Genomic DNA, 15,577 nt, shown 5'->3' with positions numbered 1-15,577 from the left:
AATCTATGGATTGTTTTATGCGCTTTTTACTGCAACTATAAGCACCGCACGTTCGATCCAGTAATATTGAATTTTTTGTTCATCTGTGCCACCATCACCACCTGCAAAAAAACAAAATTATCCCATGGTGAAAATAGTTTTCTTCTTATCCTTAATCTCATTTTCGTCTGAAATTATTGCTAGCAGTATAATCAACCTATATCAAGCCCCACTAACGAGATTGAACCAATTTAAGCGGGTAGAACAACTGCAAAAAAGAGCAATGTCCAGACCCGAAATTAATACTTTAATGACGATTAATCAAACAGAAATCCCCCACAAAACGATTACGAGATACCAGCAATTTTATCGAGGCATTCCAGTGATTGGAGCACAAGTTATGATTGCAAAAGATAAGAAGAGAGGACTAAATACAGAATTAAAGTCTTGGGTAAGCGGACGCTTAGTTGAAGAAATTCAATTAAATACTCATCCAACCCTTAGTGCCCAAGCTGCGCTTCACTTAGCTAAAAATGCTTATTTTGAGAGCAATTCTCAGCTGCCAACCACAGCAGACGCAACTCAGCTCCAAATAAGAACAAATCCAAGCGGTCACCCTACCCTTACTTATCTTGTTTCTTTTAAGACAATCAATCCAAGCAATAACAAACCTACATGGCCCTTTTTTCTTATTAATGCACACACGGGTGAAATGATAAAACAATGGGATAACATCAAAGCCTATCTAGATACGGGACCAGGTGGCAATGAAAAAACAAACGAATATTGGTACGGAAAAGATGGCTTACCCGCTTTAGATGTCACCCAAATTGATAACAATTGCATTATGGAAAATGACAAGGTGAAATTGATAAATGTCGGCTCTGAATGGGATTGGGGGGGAGAATTACGCACACCCTACCAATACACATGCAACAATAACAACGGGGATCCGATTAACGGCGCTTTTTCACCGAATAACGATGCCTATTATTTTGGCCATGTCATTATAGACATGTATAAAAATTGGTACGGTTTGAATGCATTGCAGCATAAGAATGGCGAGCCAATGAAACTTGTCATGCGCACTCATTTCGGTGAGCTTTACGATAACGCTTTCTGGGATGGCCAAACCATGACATTCGGAGACGGAGAAGATTTTTATCCTCTCGTTTCTTTGGATGTAGCAGGCCATGAAGTTACCCATGGTTTTACCGAGCAGCATTCTAATCTTGAATATCATGATCAATCAGGTTCTCTCAATGAATCACTATCCGATATGGCGGGCCAAACAGCGCGCGCATACCTGCTTCAAACTAATCCTGATTTTTACAATAAAGCATACGCAATACCTAACCAAATCACTTGGGGAATAGGAGAAACAATCACTCGCGATTCACTTGGAAAAGCCTTACGCTTTATGGATTTCCCTTCTTCTGATGGAAGTTCTGCTGATTGTTTTGACAAATCTATCGCTGAAAAAAGTCATTCTTTTTGTGCAATCAGTTATCAGGAGTTGATAACCAACGCAGAACGATCAATTCCTAATATTATCGAAAGGCAAAATTATATCGTGCATAGAGGCAGCGGCATATTTAATCGAGTTTTTTACTTGCTTTCCGAAGAAATTGGTCTTAGAAAGGCCTATCAAATTATGATCAACGCTAATATAAGCTATTGGACTCCAACCACAGATTTTGAATCAGGTGCTTGTGGAGTACTTCATGCTGCAGACGACCTACAGACAGATCGCAAGCGAGTGCAATCAATTTTTGAAAAAGTTGGAATTGATACCGTCCATTGTCATGATGATGACATGCTATAACTCTGAGCTGCAAGTCGCAGATTCAATGGTATTCACATCGATCAACATCTTAGCATGATGCTGTCCTGAATTAGGAAGCAGCATTTTCCCCTCAACAATAACCTTTTTACCCAATAAATCATGTTGATCATCAAATTGTTCAGGTTTAAAAATTAATTGAAAACGGGATGTCGGCTCTCCAATGCGATCTAATGCTTTGGTTTCCGAATTATAACTTTCGCCACAATAGGATTTTTCGGTTGAAAGAATCCAGTAAGTTTCTGATGCTACCTCGTCTTTCGGATTTGCATCATCAGACATTTTTGGAAAAGTCTCACTTATCAATTTACCCATGAGCTGGATCTGGCTTCCCTCAACAATACACCCCTCAGTTTGCGGTTGAGTACTTGAATCCGCAAAAAGTGAAGTGCTAATAACCATAGCCATCATTCCAGCGATGAACTTCATTGATACTCCTCCACTGATTTATTTCTCTATACACAATGATATGGGTATAGTAAAAATTTCAAAAGAACTCCAGGATTAATTTTTCCAAGCAAGTTTTATGCACTAATTTTGCTATTTTCACCCAGAATTTTTGGTTCGCTTATAAAATAAACGATCAGTATCGAAAACATGGTAGAAAAAGGAAGTACCCATAGATAAGTGAAGAACTGTTTTGAGATGGCGGTGATGAACAGATAGGGAATAAACAACATCAATGTATTGAATAAAAAGACCGAAGTATTCAGCAAACTAATTGCGACCCCACGAGTTTGATTATCGGCAATTTCACTCACAACAGTATAAAAAAGCATTGAACCAGACAGAAAAAAACCTGTCAAAAAAGATGTTATTTCAGTAAAAATCAAGGTATTAATCTGAAAGTGAGGCAGATACAAATCCAATAATAAAGCCATTGTCCCAAGTACTAAAGACAGATGAATCACCATGACCCTGGATTTGGCCAGGTTTGAAAACCATCCTAATAGGGGTGTGCCGATACCTATACCCACGAAAATCACCCCACTCGTTATAGCAGCGTCTAATTTATCAACAGAGTAGAATGCCCGAACAGAACTATACCAAAAACCAGCATAGGCAAGCAGGACACCAAACGAAGCAGCTGCAGCAACTGAGCAGAGCAAAATTTGCCTATTACCGAGGGTCAGACTTAACGACTGATTGAACGAAATTGGTTTTTTGTTCACATATCCAGCTGGGCTTTTCACAAAAACCAAAACTAAAACGAATAAAATAAAACCACTGATTGCAAGCTCTTTAAAAATAAAGCCCCACGAATAACTCTCCAAGGCAACAATAAAATAGTAGTGAAGTATCCCTGCAAAAATGCATGATAATGTTTGGGTCAAACCAAATAAGATAGGAAAATTATTTTCTTTAAACCATTGTGCTATCAGCACTGCTGCTGCAACAAAAGAAAACGAGGCGCCGATACCTTGCAGCAAATTCGATAAGGTGAAAAGAAAAAGATTAGTTGAAATTGAGGTTACACAGTTTCCTGCTGCTAATAAAAATACCCCCAAACTAACAATGTATTTCGCATTAAATTTATCTAACAAATAACCTGCAGGAATCTGCATGCAAGCAAAACCTAAAATAAATGCGCCAGTTGCAAGAGAAGCTTGGAGATCACTTGCACCGAGTGTTGCCTTTATCGCATTAGAAAAAACAGCTGCTGCTGTATTTAGACTAAAAGCGTAAACCACATATAGCGTGACGATGAACCAAACAAGATACTTATACAGCCTCTTTTCCATGTGGATATCTCTATAAGTGATCATCCGCGTTTTAAAAGCATAGCATAAGAAGTACAATCAACTCATAGACGATTAAATACACTGATTGACATATAAATAACAATCATGATAAAAAAACAAACTCCTGGAATTAGGTGCATTTAAATCATGTATAAATTTTCTTCCTTTGTTCTAATGTCATTAATAGCAAGTTCTGGTTTTGCTAAACCCTGTGTGTATAACTGGAGCTGCTTTAAACTTAACAATCAGTCTGATCAAGCTGCCAGAATCATTTGTCACAAAAATAACATTGGCAATTTTCCAGTAGAAGCAGCTGGTCATTCGGAGGGTTCAACTCAATTTGACATAAGTTTAAATGATGGTATGGGTTATCCGGATCCCGATCAGCTGAATTGTGAAATCAACTTTGCTGGAAATGAGCCAAACCATAGTTTTAGTTTTTATAACCCATTCTGGGGCCCACTTATCGAATTTACGCTTCTATCTAACAACAAAATGACAGTCGTTGCATACGATAAGTGGGGGTCTGGACAAAGGCGTTACGATTTTAATTGGTAGTAAGCAATTGACTTCATCACCCTAATACCCTAGATTCATAACCCTTAATCCTTTTCGGAAAGAAGTAATGGACTATCATTATTTTAAAGACATTGTTAATAACTTGTATGGGCGTTACGTGGGTTATGATAAGCGCCCGACTTTTTTTGATATTGAACAAACTTTTCCTGCTCTGAATGAAATCACAAAGCACTTTTCAATCATAAAGAAAGAGTTTGAGAATGTGTTAAGCAACTCCCATCAATTGCCTCGATATCACGATATAGACCCTGGTGAAGCTGATATTTCCGATGCAACACAAAAAAATTGGAATGTTTTTATGCTGTACCTTCTCGGGTATCAATTGGAAAGAGCAGAAACCTTATGTCCAACGCTTTGTAATCTAATAAAACAAGTTCCTAATTTAATCCAAGCTTTTTTTTCTATTTTAGAACCCGGAAAATCCATACCGCTTCACAAAGGCCCCTACATCGGCTACTTACGTTACCATTTAGGCATTCATGTTCCGCAAAATAACCCACCACAAATCATCGTTAATAATCAATCCTATACTTGGCGCGAAGGTGAAGCAGTCTTATTTGACGATTCCTGGCCGCACGAAGTGAGAAATGAAAGTGATGATTATCGAGCTGTTCTCATTATCGATGTGCTAAGACCTATGCCTTTCTTGCCGCATTTAGTGAACCAATTCGTTACCAATGTTATTGGCCGTTTTTTTTATGGGCGTAAGGTCGTAAAACGTGCTTTACAATATGATGAAGAAGTTAAACCAATAGCTCAATAAGTTATATTATTTGTTGCATTCCAATCCAATTTGGTATCTAATAGAACTACAGTTACCGATGGAGTAAGGGAATGCCAATCAGTAAAGAATGTTTAGAATTGCTAAGGAAGTTTGCAAACGAATATGAAGCAACAGGTAAAAAAGACCATGACTATAAAACGCTTTATGATGGCCTAAAAACCCTGTTAGAAAAAATCACTAGGAACTCCCAGATCTTTAAAGATGAACTGGTGACCGGCTGCCTTGCCTCCACAGCTCTGCACCTTGTAGAAAGTAACCCCCAATTTTTTGAAGGTTGTAAAAAATTCCAAACCGCTTACCAATCCGCATCTCACACCTTGAATTCCTTTTACAATGATAACTTTGATCTACAATCTGGCCCAGAATGGGCACAAAACCAAGCAGAAGACAATTCGTCAAGGTCTCGGACAGAATCACATCCCACAGCTTTTCTTCTCGAACTGCAAATGGCCATTCGTGCCCGGGAACAAAGAATGCTAGATAAGAAGTTAAAAATGACCTGTGCTTCACCCAATGAAAACGCTAGTTTTAGCCTTTAAAAATCAGGTTAAATTGACCAGGCTATACAAGAAAAATGCTTGACTTCTACGTAGTGCGGTTTATTCTCGAAATCTAATGTGTTTAGTTTATAGTCTCGAGCTAAAACGCAAAACATAGGCGGTACTAAATTGGATTACTAAATTCAATATCATTTTTTCATGTATAGGCTCCGAAGATGATGGTAGGAAAATCACCTTATGCATTACCTGAAACAGAGTTTGAGGCAGTAGAGTTTACTAATGAACTTCACCCTCGAATTTTTATACAACCTATTTATTTCGAACTTGGCCTTAGTCCTTCACCCTTAATTTATGGTAGGAACGCCGTTCTAAAACGCTTGCTTAAAGCGGTTGAATTACTCCCTCAAGAATACAGTTTTCTTCTTTGGGATGTTTACCGTCCAAGAGCCATACAGGCCGCACTTTTTGAATGGATGCGCAAAGAAATTCTAGTTAAATTCCCTCATCTCAATGATCAAGAAAATTTTGAGGAAACTAAAAAATACGTTTCTTTACCAGCAAAAGTAGGTGACGCCTATTGTCCACCCCATCTCAGCGGGGGTGCTATTGACTTAACCTTATGTGAAACAACCAGTGGTAAAGAATTAGATATGGGCACCCCTTTCGATGATTGCACCACAAGAGCGCATCGCGATTATTTCGATCAAATGGCCAACTTATCTTTTGAGGAAAAAAGCATTAAACAACGAAGGCAGCTCCTTCGTAGAGTACTTGAAAAAGTCGGCTTTACCTCTTACCAATATGAATGGTGGCATTTTGACTTTGGTAATTTATTTTGGAGTCGCATTCACAACTGCCCTGAATTCTTTGGTCCCTTGTTTGGTGATAAAGAATGGCCGGGTTGAAAATTTATCATGTCCTTCATTCTTATACGATGTTTTTAGAATAAACCAGGATGAAATTAACCTGCCTTAGGTATATACTTCGCTCAAACTTATTGTACTGGCTATCTCATGCTCAGTTATCAACACGGATATCACGCAGGTAATTTTGCCGATGTCATTAAACATTTTACCCTTTCACGGCTATTGATTTACATGACCAGCAAAGAGAAGCCTATTTTTTACCTTGAAACACATGCAGGTCGAGGAATTTATGATTTGAAAAATAGCCAAGCAATGAAAACCGGTGAGAATCTTCAAGGAATTAGTCTTCTTTGGCCACAAAAATCGAAATTACCTGACGTGTTTACACCCTATCTCCATGCAATTAGCCGCGTTAACGCATCAGAAGATCTACGTTTTTATCCAGGCTCACCTTCTTTAGCTATCGATATTCTTCGTCCACAAGATAGATTATATTGCTGTGAATTGCATCCGCGTGAATTTGAGTGCTTGCAAAAATTACCACACCCTGGAAAAAGGGTTTTTTACAGTCATAACGATGGGATCGTCAATCTTCATGCATTGCTTCCCCCTATCGAGCGTCGCGGCCTCATTTTCATTGATCCCTCTTATGAGATAAAAACAGATTACAAAGAAGTGCCCAAAGCAATTAAATCGTCATACCAGCGTTTCGCCACAGGGGTTTTCTGTCTTTGGTACCCAATCCTTGACAAACGACTTCATGAGCAATTATTGCGCTCAATGGGTAATATAGGCGCCAAAAACGCTTTGCGCGTTGAATTTAATTTAACAAGCTTCATTCAAGCTGGAATGACTGGCTGTGGTTTATGGATTATTAATCCACCCTATGTTCTTGCTGAAGAAATAAAAATCGCACTTAAGCACTTGTGTACCGTATTTAATCCTGGTTTTTCTTCCTTTATTGTTGAATCTCTTTAGCATAAACTTAAAAGTGACAAAAGAGAAAGGGAATTTCAATGAAGGTAATACCGCTTCCAGCATTTACCGATAACTATATCTGGACAATTCTGGATGAGAATAAACAGCAGGCGATTTGTGTCGATCCAGGTGATGCAAAGCCTGTCCTTGATTTTTTAAAGCAAAAAAACTTAACACTTAAGGCCATTTTGCTCACCCATCATCATTACGATCATATTGGTGGAACATCCGACCTGCTTAAAAGAAATCCTGGGATTGCCGTCTATGGTCCTGAAGATCTGCGTATTCTCCATGTTACACATATTTTACAGGATGGCGATATCTTAGAGATTGATTCTTGTCGATTCACTGTTTTAGCGACACCTGGACACACCTCTACTCATGTTTGCCTTTATGAACCTAACCACCAATGGTTATTCTGCGGCGATACTTTATTTTCCGCAGGCTGTGGACGGGTATTCGATGGTACTCTTGAAACCTTGCATGACTCTTTGCAAAAGCTTAAAACCTTACCAGACGACACTCTGGTCTATTGTGCGCATGAATACACTCTACAAAATCTTCGTTTTGCCGTAACAATCGAACCGGATAACATGGCGATCCACAATCATTTGAAAAAATTACTTAATCAAGGGACTCCCTTATCCCTTCCGTCAAGTATTGCGATTGAAAAGCAAATCAACCCTTTTCTCAGGACCCATGTAACAGCAGTCAAAGAACACGCCAAACTTAGAGGCTGTCAAGAGGACGATTCTTTATCTGTTTTTAAACAGATTAGGGCTGAAAAAGATAAGTTTTAACTGAGGTTGGTTAGATTAAACTTCAAGAGAGCAAAAGGTTTATTGCTTAAGTATTATTTAGTACACTGTCCGGCAAAATAATAAAAATAAGGCTTTCGCATTGAAGTTATCCTCCTTACGTTTTATTAGTTTTTCCATCTTGTTTTGCAGCTTATTCTTTGTTTCTACTGCTTTATCTTCGCGTACAGCGCCTAATGTTTGGGACGTTCTTCGTAGCCAACTCACCTTAAACCATGAAATCACTCAACCTGATGTGCAATCTCAAATCCACTGGTTAATTACCCATCCCAGTTATTTACAAAAGTTGTCTCAAGCTGAACCCTATATTTATCATATTGTTACCGAAGTAAGAAAAAGAAAATTACCCGGTGAACTTGCACTTTTGCCAATGATTGAAAGCGCTTATGATCCCTTTGCTTATTCTGGAGTAGGAGCTGCAGGCTTATGGCAACTCATGCCTGGAACGGGAAACGATTTAGGCTTAAAACAAGATTGGTGGTTTGATGCAAGGCGCAGTATCCGCTCCTCTACCGAGGCAGCACTTAATTATCTAACTCATTTATGGAAATATTTTGATGGCAATTGGCTCCTTGCAATTGCCGCTTACGATTCAGGCGAAGGGACAATCTCACGTGCTATTAAAAATAGCGGTCAGTCTTCCCGTCATATTAGCTTTTGGATTTTACCTGTACCCAATGAAACAAAAGCTTATGTGCCACGCCTACTTGCCTTGGCTGAAATTATCAAGTATCCGCAAAGATACCGAGTGACACTTCCGGATATACCGCACGCCCCTTATTTTGAAGAGGTCAACATAGGCAGCCAGATTGATCTCAATCATGCGGCAAAATTAGCTGGGATTTCTTATAAAGATCTCATTAAACTGAATCCTGGATACAATCGCTGGGCAACAGCACCTTATAAACCTTTTAAATTACTTATCCCTGCTGATAAAGTTGCTCATTTTAATCGAAACCTCGCAAGCGTTCCTGTTGATCGGCGAGTGAGCTGGACTCGCCATCAAGTGCGAAGCGGCGATACCTTAGGCTCAATCGCTCAAAGATACTTTACTACAGTTAAACTCGTCCGCGAATTAAATCAATTAAAGACCGACAAATTAAGGCTAGGGCAATATGTACTGATTCCAAGCAGTAAAAATGCACCTGTTGCTGCAATACCCAAAACCACTATTCCTTTAGAAATCGACAAACCACCAACTACCCAGACTTATAAAGTCATACACATTGTACAACCAGGAGATACGTATCAATCTTTGGAAAAAAAATATAACGTGACCACTGCTGGTATTCAAAACTGGAACAATATCAACCCTACCTCACCCTTGAAAATTGGCTCACAGTTAATTATCTGGAAACGCATCGTGCAATATGGGATCTACACTGTTAAAGCTGGGGACAGTTTAAGCAGTATTGCTAAACGTAATAATACTAACGTGCAAACACTGGCTCAATTAAATCCGAATATCGACAAAAGCCGTCTAAAACCAGGTCAAAAATTAGTGCTTGGTTGAAGGTTTTAACGATTGCTTGTCATTTGGAGCCCAGCCATGTGCTCAGGCAACTTTCATCGGTAAAGTAAAATAGAAATTAGACCCTTTACCTGGCTCACTCTCTACTTTGAGTTCCCCACTTAGCAAACTGACATAGCTCTGTGCCACGTGCAATCCGACACCGTGAGTACCACACCCGCCTGTATGAGAAGTATCAGCATGGAAGAACCGCTCAAAAATTTGGGATTGCAATTCTTCTGGGATACCAATCCCAGTATCTTGCACACTGAATTGTAAACGAACATATTCTTTGTCATCCACAATTACTTCTATTTTAAGCGATATTGCACCCTTTTCCGTGAACTTAATAGCATTATCAAGAAGATTAAATAAAATCCGGTGAAGTTTCGTGCTATCAGTGATCAATTTTCCTGGTATTGCATCATCGATCTCAAGAATTAGATCAAGATTTTTCAGCTTAATGGCAGGTAAAACAAGGTAGGCAAGACTCTGAATGGTTTTACGTAAATCCACTAATTCTTCGTTGATATCATTCTCATTAACTTGATCATCTGCTATTACTTCCAACACTTTTTTTAATAAACTTAAAAGTTGCTTTCCACTTTCCTTGATCCAATGCGCATATTGCTTTTCTTCCGTAGTCTGAATTTTTTCTTCTAAAAATTCGGATAAACCAACTATCCCATTGAGCGGGGTATGGATATCATGACTCATGTTTGCAATAAATTTAGTTTTTGCGTGATTTGCCACTTCCGCTGCTTCTTTTGCCCGGCGCAAAGCTGCTTCCATTTTTTTACGTTCAGTAATATCGATTGAGATCCCTAATACGCCAATAATATTGTTATCTTTGTCGCGAAGCGGCGTTTTTTGCGAAAGATAGATAGCCAAACCGTTTGCCATTACTGCGTACTCTTCTGCAGTATGGGGGACACCCGTTTCCATAACAAGATTATTAAGCCTATTTAATTCCTCAGCTTGGTCTTTCCAGGGCATGTCGTAATTGGTTTTTCCGACAATATCTTTCCTCGACTTTAATTTGGCATTTTTAGCTTGAAGATCATTGCAACCAAGAAAAACATTATTTCTATCTAGCCAATAGACATGTCCAGGTATTATGGCTAGAATATTTTCATAATACTCTTGGGTTTCTGCGAGCTCGCTTTTATATTTTAATTTTTCCTGATCCAGAAATGCTTTTAGACGAGCGATTTCTTTCTCTTTTTCATCAATAATATTCTGGAGCTTTTCTTTTCCCTCAAAAGTCATCATTCACCTTTTAAGTTATACTAAGCTATTCTGAGGATTAAACTTATCAAATTCTTTTACTTATAAATATGATATCACGTTTTAAAGATATGCAAGTTAATCCCTTAAGTAAATCAATTCAAGGTGATAAGTTAAGTTCCTCTATACCGGACAAAAATCGAAAAGGGTATTTCCCTCTAAAGCGAACGTCCAGCGGTTTATCCTTGGGATCCTAAGAATTCAGCTCATATCCGATACACTGTTAATATTCCCTTAATTTATTTGATAGTAAAATATAGCTTTTATGATACTACGAAAATGTATTTTTCGAAAAATAAGCATGAATCTGCTAAAATAAAGTTTAATTTTTTCTTTATATTTTTAGAAACAAATAAAGAAACTGGAATTTGTTTTTAATAGAATCTTAAGCATTTTTATAAGTATTAAGTATTTTATTTCTGAGGAAGACAAATGACTCGAGTTGGGGGGCCAAAAGATGGTGAGATTCTTACCGCCAGATTTAATGGAAAAGGTGCTCCGAATTTAAAAGGTAAAAGCAACATAAAGAGCTTAGTACTCTTAAGCATACATGGTAATGAATATTGCGAAGGCGAGTACCTAGGGGCGACCATCGAGAGTGCGCTGGCAGGGCCTATAAAGGCTGCTAAAGATTCAAACAATCGTAGCAACCCTGCTAAGGGTAGAAAACAAAAAAATAAATCTACATCCGAAGAAATCGACAGGCTAAGAGTAAGTAGTGAAATAGAAAACAACTTTACTACTTTCCTTGTTGCAGACAAAGTCTATTGGCACAATCTAAAGCCCATGCGAACTGATATAATGCCTGACGAGAAAGCAGAACTTCAAAAACAAGCCATCCAACTTGGAGACGCTTATTTGCAACAAAATTTAGAGCAATTTTTATTGCCCTTCCATTTATCTCTCGATGAATTTGAGACTTTATTCGGACTCATTGAACAAAACAATTTTATTGATCCCGAAAAGCTAGCCACCACTTTAGCCGAATTTAGGTTGAACGATGAACAATATGCTGCATTGTGCCAAGCCATTAAGCCAGAGCACAGTCCTATTGATGCGAGAATTGCGGTTATCAATCAATTAGCCCAAGAGAGAGGAAAAAACTTTAAAATCGTTCGGTGGGAAGAATGGGTAAATAGCGATCCTTCTTTTATAGAAAATCAAGCACAGCTTATGGCTTGTTATGGGGCGGAACCCTCCCTAAAAATCAGTATTGATGCAGTAGCTACAGATTTTGCAGAGCGGCATAAGAAAGAAGGCGGATTTGACCTTTGGTTTTTTCGTTCACAGGGCTATCTCGCTGAAGAAAGCCCTGCTGTGGTTTGGCTTGGTGCAAAGAAAGGTATAAACTGCATTCTTTACCCTGGCAGTCAATTACCCTGCTTCCAAGAGACAGCTAATTTTTTTATTGTTGACCAAACTGCAGCCATGAAGCCTTTTGCAGTTCGAGTAGACAACCCCAAGTTACTCGTTAACTGGTTAGAAACTTGGTTTAATAGGTCTTATTCTCGAGAACAGCATCTTGCTAAACTATTGAGCGATGATCCTTTCTCTTCGCCTTCAGAGTCCGAAGAAGATGCTTCATCTTCAGCTAAAGAAAATCCTCATAGTTTTTTCCAACCCGATGGCAAACCAAAACTGGTTTCTATGCACAAACTTAATGCAACAGGGTCTAAAATACTAAAAACAATTAGCCAAGAAGAAATGGAACCCAAAGAAGAAGAAGAGGAGGCAATGAGCGCCGTGAAGCAAGAAGTTGAAACTTTATTAGCAAAAATATGGTTACTAAAAAGACCTGAGATGAAAAAGGAAGCGTTAAACTTTGTGGAAGAGGTTTTGGAAAAAGCAGCCGCACAACTTGATATCCCGTCTGCAAAGTCAAAACAATTCTCTACCTGAGATAGGGCTTGTAAGTGAGTTAAAAATCGTGTGATATACTTAATTAAACATTAAAATGAATTTAAGCTATGAAATTATTCTTTGATTTTTTTCCGATTTTTATCTTTTTCCTGAGCTATAAACTGTTTGGAATTTATAACGCTACAGCTATAGCTATGGCAGCGTCACTTTTTCAAGTCGTGTTTTATCGATTTAAACATCAGCGCTATGAAAAGATGCACCTTATCAGCTTTGGATTGATTTTCGTATTAGGGGGAGCTACCTTATTTTTTCATAACCCCTGGTTTATCAAATGGAAACCGACAGGTATCTATTGGCTCACTTCTTTAGTATTCCTAGTTTCACCTTTGATCAGCAAAAAACCTCTGATTCAAAAAATGATGGAAGGAAATATTAGCTTACCTCAAAAAGTGTGGTATCGGTTAAATTTTGCTTGGGCTATATTTTTTGTTTTAATGGGTAGTGTTAATCTGTATGTTGCCTACTACTATAGTACTGACATCTGGGTTAACTTCAAATTGTTTGGCGGTGCTGGATTTACTTTAGTATTTGTTTTCATTCAGGCAATATACTTAACCAGGCACCTCATTGAAAGGGACATCGAAAGTCAACCCTCAAGCGATTCTCGTTAGAATCGTTTAACCATTAGGAGCAGCAATGCGATTGCTACTAGTTGAAGATGATGAATTACTTGGTGATGCAGTTAAAGCTGGCCTCACCCAATTTGGCTATGTCGTTGACTGGCTAAAAGATGGCGACGCTGCAAGAGCCGCGGTTAAATCCGAATCGTTTGAACTTATTATTCTAGATTTAGGTTTACCTAAGCTCTCAGGCTTGAGTTTTCTTCAGACCATTCGCCACGAAGGAAATACCACTCCGGTCATTATTCTTACTGCACGGGAAACCGTAGAAGATCGTATTAAAGGCTTAGACAGTGGGGCTGATGATTACATGACCAAGCCTTTTGATCTAAACGAATTGAGTGCACGGGTTCGAGCCCTGGTTAGGCGTTCACAAGGACGGGCTGATTCAGTTCTTCAATATCGAAACGTTACTTTGGATCCGGCTGCGCACTCAGTCTACGTCGATGATGTGATGATTAATGTACCTCGTCGTGAGTTTGCTTTATTGCAAAAATTGCTCGAGAACAGCGGCCAAGTCTTATCGCGCGAACAATTAATGCAAAGCATTTATGGTTGGGACGAAGATGTGGACTCGAATGCCTTGGAAGTTCATATTCACAACTTGCGGAAAAAACTCAATGCCAATTTTATTCGCACTATTCGAGGTGTGGGGTACATGGCAGAAAAAAATGAGAGTAATTAATTACCGTGAGAGCTTCTATTCGTAAATTTTTGCTATTTAATTTGTTATTAGCAATTACTATCACAACGACCCTTACAGCAATAGGTAATTACTACCTTGATCAAAAGGATATTCAAGAGCACCTGGATACGCTAATGGCTATCTCTGCTTTATCCTATCAAGCACTATTAGGGGATGATCTCCATCAGCGTCCCCTGAACAAAATTCAAGATGCTTTGGAGCTTATTCCTCAAAAGATCGACAATTATTATCAACGTCGGTTTTTAAATGAGCTTCCTCCCAAAAACTACATGGATAAATTCAATTTTCAGGTTTGGACTAATGGAGGTAAGCTTCTGCTACATTCTCCCACAGCACCCAAAATACCTTTAGCAGCTGAAATTGACGGCTTCAGTGACAGAATGGTCGGTAACCAAAAATGGCGGGTTTTTACTGCTTATAATGAGAAAGCTGGTGTACGTACGGTCCTTGCAGAACGCTATGATACTCGAAATGAATTAGGTCACCGCATTGCTCAAGACGATCTTTATATTATGCTTTTGACCTTTCCTTTGTCCGGGTTGCTAATTTGGATTATTATTGGTCGCGGATTAGACAGCTTGGATCGGGTTGCTCAAGAAGTAGCCAACCGTGCACCGACTCACTTAGAACCTGTGGATTTACAGGAAGTCCCGGAAGAAATTAAGCCTGTTATCGATGAATTAAATAAATTATTCTTTCGTCTTCAAGAAGGTTTTGAGCGTGAGAAACGCTTTGCTGCGGATGCTGCACACGAATTACGCACACCTCTTGCAGCACTAAAAGCCCAAGCTCAAGTTGCATTAAACACCAACGACGTTGAAGAAAAAAACCTAGCTTTACAAAAATTAATTGCCAGCGTAAACCGCAGCACACATATAGTGCAACAATTATTGACGATGAGTAAATTAGTCCCCGAGGCAGCGAATATCAATGATATTGATGAAGTTAATTTAGTCAAAATAACCCGCGAGGTGCTGGCTATGTTAGCACCTAATGCTGTGGAAAAACAAATTGATCTCGAATTTGAACACGATGAAAATCCACCTGGATTTGCTGGCAACCCAACTGCCATAGGCATTCTTATCCGTAACCTTGTTGATAATGCCATACGTTATTGCAGAGACAATGGCACAGTTTCCGTTCGTGTCTATACAAAGGGCACTGAGTTAATTCTCGAAGTTCGCGACAATGGACCAGGTATTCCGAGCGAACTCCAAGCTCGAGTGTTTGAACGCTTCTTCCGTGTCCTAGGAAACAAGAGCCCGGGTAGTGGATTAGGGCTAGCGATTGTAAGGCAAATTACTGACTTACATGGGGGCAGAGTAGAGCTTGATTCACCTACAGTCGGGACAGGCTTAATTGTCCGGGTGTATTTCCCTATACCGCAACAAGCTTCTCTTACCTAAGAATAAACATGGGTGAGTAATCATTGCTGCGGAGACATT

15 protein-coding genes are annotated in these 15,577 nt (G+C 39.0%); 12 read left to right on the top strand and 3 right to left on the bottom strand.

The window, feature by feature from the left end:
• Positions 1 to 124 precede the first annotated feature (124 nt).
• On the top strand, positions 125 to 1,804 hold the full coding sequence (locus LMI_RS06440) for a M4 family metallopeptidase (RefSeq protein WP_045100615.1): 1,680 nt from the start codon (positions 125 to 127) through the stop codon (positions 1,802 to 1,804).
• On the opposite strand, the gene LMI_RS06435 is transcribed toward LMI_RS06440, so the two are convergent.
• Complete coding sequence (locus LMI_RS06435) at positions 1,799 to 2,251, bottom strand: DUF4431 domain-containing protein (RefSeq protein WP_045099059.1); 453 nt, start codon at positions 2,249 to 2,251, stop codon at positions 1,799 to 1,801. The genes LMI_RS06440 and LMI_RS06435 overlap by 6 nt on opposite strands.
• A 95-nt stretch (positions 2,252 to 2,346) precedes the next feature.
• Complete coding sequence (locus tag LMI_RS06430; RefSeq protein WP_045099058.1) at positions 2,347 to 3,564, bottom strand: MFS transporter; 1,218 nt, start codon at positions 3,562 to 3,564, stop codon at positions 2,347 to 2,349.
• A 147-nt stretch (positions 3,565 to 3,711) separates the two neighbouring features.
• Here LMI_RS06430 and LMI_RS06425 point away from each other — a divergent pair, with 147 nt between their 5' ends.
• The 7 genes from LMI_RS06425 to LMI_RS06395 all read left to right on the top strand — a co-directional run bounded on the left by LMI_RS06425 (position 3,712) and on the right by LMI_RS06395 (position 9,602).
• Positions 3,712 to 4,122 (top strand): hypothetical protein, encoded by a 411-nt coding sequence (locus tag LMI_RS06425; protein ID WP_045099057.1) that lies wholly within the window; start codon positions 3,712 to 3,714, stop codon positions 4,120 to 4,122.
• 67 nt (positions 4,123 to 4,189) lie between these two features.
• The gene (locus LMI_RS06420; protein ID WP_045099056.1) at positions 4,190 to 4,906 is read left to right on the top strand and encodes an aspartyl/asparaginyl beta-hydroxylase domain-containing protein; all 717 of its coding nucleotides are present in this window, start codon (positions 4,190 to 4,192) and stop codon (positions 4,904 to 4,906) included.
• A 71-nt stretch (positions 4,907 to 4,977) separates the two neighbouring features.
• Positions 4,978 to 5,466: a hypothetical protein gene (locus tag LMI_RS06415; protein ID WP_045099055.1), complete on the top strand. Its 489-nt coding sequence runs from the start codon at positions 4,978 to 4,980 to the stop codon at positions 5,464 to 5,466.
• 176 nt (positions 5,467 to 5,642) lie between these two features.
• Positions 5,643 to 6,332, top strand: coding sequence for a M15 family metallopeptidase (locus LMI_RS06410; RefSeq protein ID WP_052679475.1), 690 nt, complete (start codon positions 5,643 to 5,645; stop codon positions 6,330 to 6,332).
• A 108-nt stretch (positions 6,333 to 6,440) separates the two neighbouring features.
• A complete protein-coding gene (locus LMI_RS06405) occupies positions 6,441 to 7,271 on the top strand; it encodes a 23S rRNA (adenine(2030)-N(6))-methyltransferase RlmJ (protein ID WP_045099054.1) in 831 nt (276 codons plus the stop codon).
• 38 nt (positions 7,272 to 7,309) lie between these two features.
• Positions 7,310 to 8,071, top strand: a complete 762-nt coding sequence (gloB, locus tag LMI_RS06400) for a hydroxyacylglutathione hydrolase (protein ID WP_045099053.1) — start codon at positions 7,310 to 7,312, stop codon at positions 8,069 to 8,071.
• Between the two features lie 100 nt (positions 8,072 to 8,171).
• On the top strand, positions 8,172 to 9,602 hold the full coding sequence (locus LMI_RS06395) for a lytic transglycosylase (RefSeq protein ID WP_045099052.1): 1,431 nt from the start codon (positions 8,172 to 8,174) through the stop codon (positions 9,600 to 9,602).
• 42 nt (positions 9,603 to 9,644) lie between these two features.
• Here the strand turns inward: LMI_RS06395 and LMI_RS06390 are convergent, their stop codons facing one another.
• Positions 9,645 to 10,871, bottom strand: coding sequence for a PAS domain-containing sensor histidine kinase (locus tag LMI_RS06390; RefSeq protein WP_231852261.1), 1,227 nt, complete (start codon positions 10,869 to 10,871; stop codon positions 9,645 to 9,647).
• A 447-nt stretch (positions 10,872 to 11,318) separates the two neighbouring features.
• On the opposite strand from LMI_RS06390, the gene LMI_RS06385 reads away from it, so the two are divergent.
• The 4 genes from LMI_RS06385 to LMI_RS06370 all read left to right on the top strand — a co-directional run bounded on the left by LMI_RS06385 (position 11,319) and on the right by LMI_RS06370 (position 15,538).
• Positions 11,319 to 12,785 carry a hypothetical protein gene (locus LMI_RS06385; RefSeq protein ID WP_045099051.1) on the top strand — a complete coding sequence of 489 codons (1,467 nt, stop codon included), beginning with the start codon at positions 11,319 to 11,321 and terminating at the stop codon, positions 12,783 to 12,785.
• Between the two features lie 68 nt (positions 12,786 to 12,853).
• Positions 12,854 to 13,417 carry a septation protein A gene (locus tag LMI_RS06380; protein ID WP_045099050.1) on the top strand — a complete coding sequence of 188 codons (564 nt, stop codon included), beginning with the start codon at positions 12,854 to 12,856 and terminating at the stop codon, positions 13,415 to 13,417.
• A gap of 25 nt (positions 13,418 to 13,442) precedes the next feature.
• Complete coding sequence (locus LMI_RS06375; protein ID WP_045099049.1) at positions 13,443 to 14,111, top strand: response regulator; 669 nt, start codon at positions 13,443 to 13,445, stop codon at positions 14,109 to 14,111.
• Between the two features lie 5 nt (positions 14,112 to 14,116).
• The gene (locus tag LMI_RS06370) at positions 14,117 to 15,538 is read left to right on the top strand and encodes an ATP-binding protein (protein ID WP_045099048.1); all 1,422 of its coding nucleotides are present in this window, start codon (positions 14,117 to 14,119) and stop codon (positions 15,536 to 15,538) included.
• The last annotated feature ends 39 nt before the right edge of the window (positions 15,539 to 15,577 follow it).

Origin of the sequence: Legionella micdadei, assembly GCF_000953635.1 — a bacterium.
GTDB classification, from domain to species: Bacteria; Pseudomonadota; Gammaproteobacteria; order Legionellales; family Legionellaceae; genus Tatlockia; species Tatlockia micdadei.
This window is presented reverse-complemented; position numbering and strand designations above follow the sequence as displayed.